This is a genomic window from Paenibacillus sp. sgz302190 (assembly GCF_059820445.1).
Map to the genome: position 1 here is coordinate 22,214 of NZ_JBZYAO010000059.1, position 9,942 is coordinate 32,155.

General features: G+C 52.8%; 6 protein-coding genes. 3 read left to right on the forward strand and 3 right to left on the reverse strand.

Annotation, left to right across the window (positions count from 1 at the left end):
- Positions 1 to 38: 38 nt before the first annotated feature.
- Positions 39 to 737 carry a hypothetical protein gene (locus AC6RNO_RS34715; protein ID WP_497108221.1) on the reverse strand — a complete coding sequence of 233 codons (699 nt, stop codon included), beginning with the start codon at positions 735 to 737 and terminating at the stop codon, positions 39 to 41.
- A gap of 313 nt (positions 738 to 1,050) precedes the next feature.
- Positions 1,051 to 2,322, reverse strand: coding sequence for a DUF6612 family protein (locus AC6RNO_RS34720; protein WP_497108222.1), 1,272 nt, complete (start codon positions 2,320 to 2,322; stop codon positions 1,051 to 1,053).
- 173 nt (positions 2,323 to 2,495) lie between these two features.
- On the opposite strand from AC6RNO_RS34720, the gene bcp reads away from it, so the two are divergent.
- Positions 2,496 to 2,966, forward strand: a complete 471-nt coding sequence (gene bcp / locus AC6RNO_RS34725) for a thioredoxin-dependent thiol peroxidase (RefSeq protein ID WP_497108223.1) — start codon at positions 2,496 to 2,498, stop codon at positions 2,964 to 2,966.
- A gap of 12 nt (positions 2,967 to 2,978) precedes the next feature.
- The gene (locus AC6RNO_RS34730; protein ID WP_497108224.1) at positions 2,979 to 3,335 is read left to right on the forward strand and encodes a VOC family protein; all 357 of its coding nucleotides are present in this window, start codon (positions 2,979 to 2,981) and stop codon (positions 3,333 to 3,335) included.
- 127 nt (positions 3,336 to 3,462) lie between these two features.
- On the opposite strand, the gene AC6RNO_RS34735 is transcribed toward AC6RNO_RS34730, so the two are convergent.
- Entirely contained in the window at positions 3,463 to 8,169 is a 4,707-nt protein-coding gene (locus tag AC6RNO_RS34735) for a DUF8202 domain-containing protein (protein ID WP_497108225.1), read from the reverse strand.
- Between the two features lie 331 nt (positions 8,170 to 8,500).
- Between AC6RNO_RS34735 and AC6RNO_RS34740 the strand changes: the two genes are divergently transcribed.
- The gene (locus AC6RNO_RS34740) at positions 8,501 to 9,745 is read left to right on the forward strand and encodes a response regulator (RefSeq protein WP_497108226.1); all 1,245 of its coding nucleotides are present in this window, start codon (positions 8,501 to 8,503) and stop codon (positions 9,743 to 9,745) included.
- Positions 9,746 to 9,942: the final 197 nt, after the last annotated feature.

A 9,942-nucleotide genomic window follows, 5' to 3' on the forward strand; every position in this document is an offset into this window, starting at 1 on the left:
CTCCGCCCGCCAGACTCCTGGAAATCGACCAGCCCGTTTCAAAGACGCCCTCCGGAACATCCTTGAGACAGGGCGGAAACGTGTCTGTCTAGAGTCGGCGCAAAAAATCGCTTGCCAGAGCAAGCGCGGCATCGGTAGCGTGCGCGAATCCCGGGCGCGCCTTGTAGCGCTGACGCATGGCGGCGGTCAAATTCCATCGGCTCCGCACGGAAAACCTGCAAAAGTACATCTTTTTGCTCGTTGATGCTCCGGATTCGAAAAATTCCTGCAAATCTGCAGTTTTTTTCGCTATATGCGGGGCTCGAGGCCATTCTGCGCAGGAATTCCTGCACAATCGCAGGCTTTTTCCCAAAAAGAACCGGTTCCTTCGAAAAAGCCTGCACTTTTGCAGGTTTTCGGGCCGGTAAGCCGTCCAACCCTAAGCGCCCCGGTCGAGAGCCGCTATTTTCTCGACAGTGCGCGCGAATCCCGGGCTGGTGTTGTGCCACCGAGGCATGGCGGCGGTCAAATTCCATCGGCCCCGCACGGAAAACCTGCCCAAAAAACTGCAAAAGTACATCTTTTTGCTCGTTGATGCTCCGGATTCGAAAAATTCCTGCAAATCTGCAGTTTTTTTCGCTATATGCGGGGCTCGGGGCCATTCTGCACAGAAATTCCTGCACAATCGCAGGCTTTTTCCCAAAAAGAACCGTTTCCCTTGAAAAAGCCTGCACTTTTGCAGGTTTTCGGGCCGGCAAGCCGCCTACCCCAGGTGCTCCGGGGCGAGTGCCGCTATTTTCCCGATAAGCCGCTTAACCCCGGGTGCCCCGGCCAGGGTGTCGTTATTTTCTCGACAAAGCGCTAACCCCCGGTTGTCCCGGTCGAGAGCCGCCATTTTCCCGAAAAACGCCTAACCCCGGTTGCCCGGAACGAGTGGAGCCATTATCTCGGCAATCCGCTTACCCTACGTTGCCCGAACTAGTGGCTACATTTTCCCCGACAATGCGAGAGACGCCCGTGGAGGGCGTCTCTTTTGGCATGCCGTCGGCTTCTGTTTCCACGGTTCCGCGTTTAATTGTTTCCTGCGGGTGCGCCGGGCAGAGAGAACGGTTTCGCTGCTTTCGCTTCTGCCGGGAGTTTGATATCGATAGCCTGATTGATATCTTTGAACGTCATGTTCAGGGACATGTCCATGTGATCGACCGGTATTGCCGCTCCATCGCCATATGCGACCGAGTAGTCGCCGGCCATGCTTACCGGAAGCTTGGTTTGCTCTTCGAACGTCATGACGGCCGAGATCGAGACGCTCATTTGCGACAATTCCATAGAGTCGGCCATATCTTTCAACATGCTTTGGCTGCTGTTCATGCTGCCCATGGCGCCCAGCGCTTTAATGATGTCCGCTGCGTTCGTTAATTTCCCGTTAACCTCCACTTTGTGCAGCTTCTTGCCGCCAGCTTCCACGGTGCCGAGATCCCGGCTGAAGAAATAAGGTGTCACGAACGTTTTGCTCAAGTCCATATTGCTTTTTTGCAGAGCCAGCAGTTGGTCGAATGTAAACGGCATTTGTTTGCTCATATCGTACCACACGGTGCCTTCGTTCGTAAGCGGGCTCGGTATCTTGACGAAAGTGCCGTCTTTGACGGTGTATATTTCCGTTGTGACCGTTGTTTCCTTGGTATCCGCGCCCGGCGTTTTCATCGTGACGGTCTGGTGCATGCCCTGGTCGACGTTGAATTCCGTTTGCGAATGGGAAGCCGTTTTCATATTGCTCAATTCGATGCCTTGGTCCGGTTTGAAGGCGATGTTCATGTTCATATCGGTAACGGCGCGGAACGTTTTCAGCTCGGTTTGCGATTTGCCCGCATTCGTCAGCCAATCGGATGCATCGGGGTCGTTTGCCAGCGATTTCCGGATCAGCGCAGACGCTGTGTCAGCCGTAATTCCCGCATCTTTGCCGAAATCCAGGCCAAAATGATCTTTCAGCTTCGTTCCGGCCAGCGGATCGGCGATTCCGAGAAAGCGTCCGATTACGAAAGACGCCTCATCCTTGCTGATCGGCTGATCCAGCCGGAACGTCCCGTCGGAGTAACCGTACATGGTTTTGCGCTCCAGCATGATCCGCACCGCATCCGCGTATGGGGAGTCGATGCCGACATCGGCCGGGAGCCCTAAATTTTTATTGACTGGGGCCAGCTTGAGCTCGTCTGTAATTTGCTTGATAAACTGTCCCCGCGTCACGGGAGACGAGTCGGCAAAAGCGGTGGAAGCGGAAAAAGCCGGTGTCGCTAACGTTAACCCAAGTGCCGCTGCCATCGTCAAACGTTTGAAACGAACGATCATTGCATACACTCCTTCAAAAGTATGATAGTATCTATTGAAATTTCCATATTTTCTCATACGCAATAGAGTTCCTGAAGTTTCGCTTTTTGACAAATGAAGTTGCCGTTCCCCTGGTAATATCGCATAATGTGTCATATAGCAAATTCAGGGAATGCAGAAGGAGAAGGCTATTCATGACGCAAGTATCGGCAAGACCGGCGGCGCCGGATTTTACCCTTCCCGGATCGAACGGGAAAGAAGTGTCTTTGCGGGATTACCGCGGCAAAAAGCTGGTCATCTATTTTTACCCGCAGGACAATACGCCGACATGTACGACGGAATCATGCGATTTCCGCGATTTTAACGGCAAGTTCGCCGAGCTCGGAGCCGAGGTTATCGGCATTAGCCCGGACCCGCTCAAAGCGCACGATAAATTCATCGCCAAGTACGAATTGCCGTTTGTGCTCTTGTCCGACGAGGGGCACAGGGTCGCCGAACTATTCGGGGTATGGACGCTCAAAAAGCTGTACGGGCGCGAGTATATGGGAATCGAACGCTCCACATTCCTGATTGATGAGCAAGGCAGGATCGCCCGGGAGTGGCGCAAAGTTCGAGTGAAAAATCATGTGCAATCCGTTTTGGATTCGGTAAAAGAATTGAGTTAGGAGGGATTTGCGATGACCAGCCCGCTTTTGCCTAAAATGGCCGGAGCTTTTATTCCGGTCCGCGACATTGAACAAGCGAGAGACTGGTACTGCCGGCTTTTCGGCTTTCCGCTCGATACGCCCATTTTGCATGGGCATATTTGTCCGCTGCCTGTGGAGGGTCCCGGCGTTATTTTGGATACGATGCCGAGGTGGGGGAGCGCAGCGCTTCAAGCCCCGGCGGTTATGTTCCCGACGCGCGATCTGGAAGGCGCCTACGCATATTTCAAAGATCAGGGCGTCGAGCTAGTCACGGCCATCGAGAACGGCCACTGGTTCGTGTTCAAAGACCCGGACGGCAATTGCCTTATGGTTTGCAAAGAGGCTTGAAATCGACAAAAAGGCTGCCCCCGTCGACAGGACGGGATGCGGCCACAATTTCAACAAGCAAATAAAGGGGCCGTCCTTCAGCTTTATATTCGCTGACGGACGGCCCCGTTGCATGCCACTTTCTCTTCTACTTGGAATTTCGGTTATCGATCAGATTGGCCTTCCTCAGCATCCGTTGCACGATGGCCGCCGTCTCCGCCCGGGTAATGTCGCTCGTCGGCAGCAGTCCCGCGTCGGAGCCTTTGACCAGCCCGTTCTTCACGGTAGCCGCGACTGCTTGTTTCGCCCATGCGTCTACTGCCGCGCCGTCCGCAAACGGGGCAAGTACGGATGCCGCGTCCGCGCTGCTGACGCTTGCGTTAAGTCCCGTCAGCTTCATCGCCCGTGCGATCATCGCCATCGCTTCTTCGCGGGTGATCGTTTTGCTCGGGCGGAACGTTCCGTCCTCGTATCCTTCAATGATGCCGTACTCCTGCGCTTTAGCCACCGCGCCGACGTACCAATCGCCGGACTTCACATCATTGTACGCCGATTTTTTCCCGTTTTCGGGGAGACCGAGCGCACGAACGATAATCGCTGCGAACTCCGCGCGCGTAATCGCCGCATTCGGATTGTAATGCGTCTTGTCGACTCCGTTCACGATCAGCCGCGACGCCATGTCGTTCACTGCGTCTTTAGACCAATGGTCTGCTGCATCTGTAAACGTCATCGGGTGCCAGATCAAGGTGTACGTGCTGTTCGTCAAGCTGCTCACAACCGCATAATACTTCCCGCCGCGAACGGTAATGTAGGTCGGCACATGATAAATCGTTCCGTCCGCCGCAAGCACGGTTGCGGTTGTGATTTTGTTCAAGTCGATGCCGTCCGGCAGCGGAATTTCCCGCTGAACGTACGTGTTGAACTTGTCTACGTCCACCGTTTTGCCGTTGTAAGAAGCGGTTACCGTGAAATCGACCGACGGCACGACGACGCTGAACTTCCCTTTTTCCGCCATGTTTGCCGCGAGTTGAACCTTCGCCGCATCGCTTTTGGCAATGTCCACATGGACGACGATATCCGACAGCTTCACCTGTCCGCCAAGCTGCGTCGCCAATCGGTCGATCGCGATTTGCGCCGCAGGGAGCTTGTAGTTCCCGTTAGCCGTCTGTACTTCCAATACCGCTTGCTTGTTCTCCATCGCTTTCACTGCATCGCCGGTCAACACCGTCGTCACTTTGTCCGCACTCACCGTCGCCACAGGGACGATGACGACCGGCTTGTCGCCCTCTTGCTCAAGCTGCGCAGCTAGTTTGGCCGTATCCACCGTCGCTGCCAGCACGCTTTTCCCGCCTTCTTTGGTTATAGCGCCCGTGGCGATTTGATCATACTCCTTGCCGTTCACGATGACGCGGAATCCAATCGAGCTGTCTGACGCACTGCCGGGACTGCCGCCGCCACCGCTGCCACCGCTACCGGTTGAAGACGAGCCGGAGGAGGTCGTATCCGACGCGCGTGAAACCGTCACGGTGTACGTTTGCGTCGTTCCGTCCTGCGCCGTCACAACCACCTTAATCGTATTGCTGCCTACGCTCAGCGGCAGCGAATCGGAAGCGACGCCGCTCGTCAACGAAATCGGACCTTTTACCAATGTGCCTGCACTATTGTATACACTCGCCGTCACCGCAGCATGATCGGAACCATGTGCCGTCGCCGTCACTGTGATGCTGCTCACGCTGTTCGCCACGCTTGCGGTATAGCCGTCTGTCGTGCCTGACGTAAAAGCCGGGCTTAACGTTCCGCTTGACAGCGTTAAACTGCTTAAATCCGCATTGCCGGACGAGGAAACCGAAGTACGAATCGTAGTTCCCGCGCTGGCAGCAGACGCGTTCTGAGTCGCTGTCGCTTTCACCCGGGTTACAAACGTATAGTCTGTGTTCGGCGTCAGTCCGCTGAACGTCGGGCTGTCCTGCCACGTTACGCCGCCGTCTTTGCTGTATTCCTGACCGGTAACTGCCTGCAACGTAATGCTTGTTGCTGTTTTACCAGCTTCTACAGGAGATGCCGGGGCTGCCGTTCCGTCCGCTGCCGCTACCGCACCCGTCGCCGCGCTCGTCACGCTGCCTGTCGCATGCGTACCGTCTGCGGTAACCTTTACGGTGATGGCTGCACCGAGATCGTCTGCGGATAACGTGTAGCTGGAACCCGTCGCATTTGTGATAGCGACTCCGTTTCGATACCATTGGTAAGTCGATACGTTGCCCGTCGTGCTCGGCGTATATGTAATTCCCGTAACATCTGCCGTCAACGTTTGACCAACCTTGGCAACTCCGCTGATCCCGACGCTGCCCCCCATCGTCGGAAGAGTGGCCGTACCGGCTGCACCGGGAGCCCGACCGGCGTTGGAGTCTCCTTTTACGCGAACTTGGGCATTGGAAACAGGATTCGGCACGCTTGTCAGCGTCTGCGGATTGGCGGTTGCTGTCGTCCATGTTGTCCCGCCGTCCAGCGAATACTCATAATCGGAAGCATTGGGATATCCCGATACATTGTTCCACGACAGCGTCTGCGCACTTGCGTCCAAAATGACATTGGTTGGAGCCGCTGCTCCGTCCGCTGCCGCAACCGCACCTGTCGCCGCGCTCGTTACGCTGCCTGTCGCATGCGTACCGTCTGCGGTGACCTTTACGGTGATGGATGCGCCGAGATCGTCTGCGGATAACGTGTAGCTGGAACCCGTCGCATTTGTGATGGCGACTCCGTTCCGATACCACTGGTAAGTCGGCACGTTGCCCGTTGTGCTCGGCGTATATGTAATCCCCGTTACATCTGCCGTCAACGTTTGACCGACCTTGGCTTCACCGCTGATCGCTACACTGCCTCCCATCGTAGGAAGAGCGGCCGTAACGGTGATCGTCTTCATGTCCGTCGTGGTCGTATCTGTCCATGCGCTGCCATCCCACGTTTGCTTCGTGAAAGTAGCCGTTACCGTGTAACTGCCTGCTGTCGCAGGCGTATAAGTGGAGGTATAGGTGACTCCGCTTGCGCTGAACGTTCCCGATTTGCCGCTTTCCGTCGATGACCAGCTTGTCGGGATGTACCTCTCGTCTCCGTACACCGCTCCTGTTTCCGACTGCCGGTCTCCCGCTGCCGTTAGCGTCATCGAACCGCCTACCGTGACATTACGCGGGCTTGCGTCGACACTGTTGTTCGCCGCACTAACTAAAGTGCCTGTTTTTACATCCATTGAGAATTGATTCACAGGCACACCGTTCGTACCTTTTAAGTTACCTATGCCATTGTAGGACACATTCACTGTTTTGTGGGTGACATCCGTTCCTGCCGGTAAAGTAAAAATCATTTTCTTAGCGTCAGTTGGGTCAACATTAATGACCGATGTTGATGGTGTACCGTCAATTGTAATTATAAACCCGGTTAAATTTGTCCCCGCTACCTCTTTGTCGAACGTAAGAATAATAGTATTCCCGCCCGCTGCCGCTGCACTATTCGGCACTGGCACTGGAGCAGCAAAGGTGAAGAATTTGCCATCCGCCAAGGCTGTTTTTGTCGTAAAATAATCTTTTCCCTCAAAGCTTACTGTTGTTAATTGATGCTCTGTGGCACTCGTGAAATCGGAGTCGTTATCGTTGACAAGCAACGTCGAATTTGCTGGAATCGTATCCTTCGGAATCGCAATCAGCACTTCGCCGACATTCCCGGTATTCTGGACTTTCCATACACGTTCTGCACGGTTTTTGTCTGTCGTGCCAATCTGCTTACTAAATATTAAACCTTTTCCGTTATCGCCCCAGATTAATGACTGTTTATCTGCAAGCGTTTCTGAAATACTCTCATTTTTCGTTGACAACTGTGCTCCAATGCCAATTGTCATCTTCGATGCATCGTTCGCCGAACGGCTTTGCTTTTGATGCAAATCTTGCGCATCGTCGCGGGCAATACCTGCAATATTACTATTATATGTTGAATCTGCATTCCAAATTGGATTGGCATCCGAATTCAAATAATTGAGATTGTTTAACGATATTCCGTATTTGATCGCCATATAGGAATTGATTTTAAGCCTGTCGGTAGCCGTCAACGGACCTGAATAGAAAAGCAATTCGCCTACTTGGCCTTTGTAAAAACTTAATGGAGTTCCAACGCTATCATATTGCGAGCCGAGTGACATTTTATGGTTAATACCTGTTAAAGGATTCGTTCGGCTGGGCACAGAAACAAGCGCATTCCCATCACGATAAATGGATTGACCTGCGTCGCCGGAACCATTGATTCCATAATTAAAGTTCCAAATATAAGGATTGCCCACTACTGCTCCTGCAGAAGCATATACTCGCTCGGTAGATTGGCTCCCGGCATCCCAATAAACAGTTCCGCTATAAGGCAGATGCACATTTAACCTGCCTCCACCGGACGTTTCCTCCCAAAAAATGGAGTTCGAACCGCTTCCTATACCCGACATTAAAAATATATTAAAATTATTGTTGGTGCTGTTTCCCAGAACACCATTCGCATTTAATAAATAATCTTGCACCCCGTCAAAGGCTACTGCCTTATTAAAATTAAGCCGGTTGCTATCATCACTATAAACAGGTTGTTTGGTAGCATCGGTTTGAGAGAAATCACGGTTATTGCCGCTCTGATCTTTCCATTCTGAAACTGTACCGTTCGCCGCCGTCACGCCGGCATCGGCACGGAGCCATAAGTGAAGATTTGTGGTAACCCCGCCCGGCCCTGCTGCCACCGCCGCTTTGGCCGTTTGCGGAGCCAGCACGGTAGGCCATAAACCTATTGTCAAGGCGCCGACCAGCAGCAGCTTGAGCGGCTTCTTCCAGTTCATCCTACCTTTCCTGTCAAACACCATTTCATCATCTCCTGATACAATTAATCTGTGCGAATTCCATTCCCATCAATCAATCAAACAATGATGACTCTCTTCCGTTCTCATCTCCTATCCGATAGGGAGCCAAAGCACCTCAATCCCGATATCTCGCTAAAATCCATGTCTATTCGACATCTTTGATCATAACAAAAGGAACTCTACAAAATCTTTGCAAGCTGCGTGTACTTTCACACGCTCTAATCTTCCATTGCCAAAATGCCGATAGTATGGTATAGCGGTCAAAATGGAACCGATAAACAATGCATACATTTCATGGAGTGTGAAATAGATGAAGATCATGTTGGTGGATGACGAACCGCTAGTGCTAAATCAAATTCGGCGAATGCTCTCGGGATATTCCGGGATTTCGATTGTCGGTTCGTTTCGGGACGCGAGGGAGGCTATAGCGCTAATGCCGGAACTTCAGCCGGACGTCGTGTTTCTCGATATTCACTTGCCGGAACTATCGGGAATCGATGCGGTGGAGTTGGCGCAGGAGACTTGTCCGGGAATCGATATTGTGTTTGTAACGGGATATACCGAATATGCTGTCAAAGCGTTCGAATTGAATGCGGTCGATTATTTGCTTAAGCCGTTGCATCAAGACCGTTTGGACAAAGCGATTCAACGATTGCTGCAAAGAAGATTGCATAAACAAGAAGATGTTCAACCAACAGCGCCTTCCCGCATTCTCTGTTTTCGCTCTCTCCGGTTTCAACACAGCGGCGGGGCTCCGGAAATTCCGAAATGGCGGACGGCAAAAACGCAGGCTCTGTTTGCGTATTTGCTGCACCATCGCGGCAATATCGTCCTCAAGGAAACGCTTCTGGAGCTGCTGTGGTCGGATCTTGACGCGAAGCAGGCAGCGGGTCAATTATACACATCGATTTATCACATCAGACAGTGCTTGAAGCAAATGGGCATCGATGCTCCCATCCGCAATATGACGATCCAAGAAGGCTACCTGCTTGACACAAGCCGCATTCGGATTGATATGGACGAATGGGAAGATGGTTTGCGGCAGGTGAGCGGAGATCATTTGGAGGACAGTCACTCCAAACTGCGGCAGTTGCTTGAGCTTTATGAGGGGGACTATTTCCAGGAGTGCGATTATTGGTGGGCGGAGGACGAACGCGAAAGACTAAGGAAGCTGTGGTATCAGCACGCCCGTTCGTTAGCCCGATTCTATGAACAAGCAGGGATGCGGGAGGAAGCGCTCGAGATGTACGAACGGATTCAGGAGGGGGATCCGTATAACGAAGACGACGGACTGGCGCTGATGAAGCTTTATACGGCAACCGGACGGCGCAATGAAGCGGAGAGGCACTATCTTAAGCTGGATCATCTGTTTTCAAATGAGCTGCGGGTTGGCTTGAACGATAGACTGGTAAACTGGTTCAAACAATCGAGGAAGCAATTGCCCCCTGACGCAAAGAGGGTGACGAAGGAGGACGTCGACAAAGCACTGACGAGTAGACGATCCAAAAATAATGATTCTTTAGGTATTACCTCTTCATTCCGTGCTTCCACCTGAACGTTGAGTGACAAAAAAGCTGCCCCGTCGACAGGACGGGATGCGGCTTTTTGCGTTGCTCAGTATGGTGCTCAAGCGAGAGGATGTCCGCTGCGAGAAAGCCTGCAAAAGTGGAGCGACCAAGCATAGGTCGAGTGAGGTAGCAGGTGGGAACCCTGCTTGGAAAGGTGTTAGCCACATCACCAATAACGAGTCTT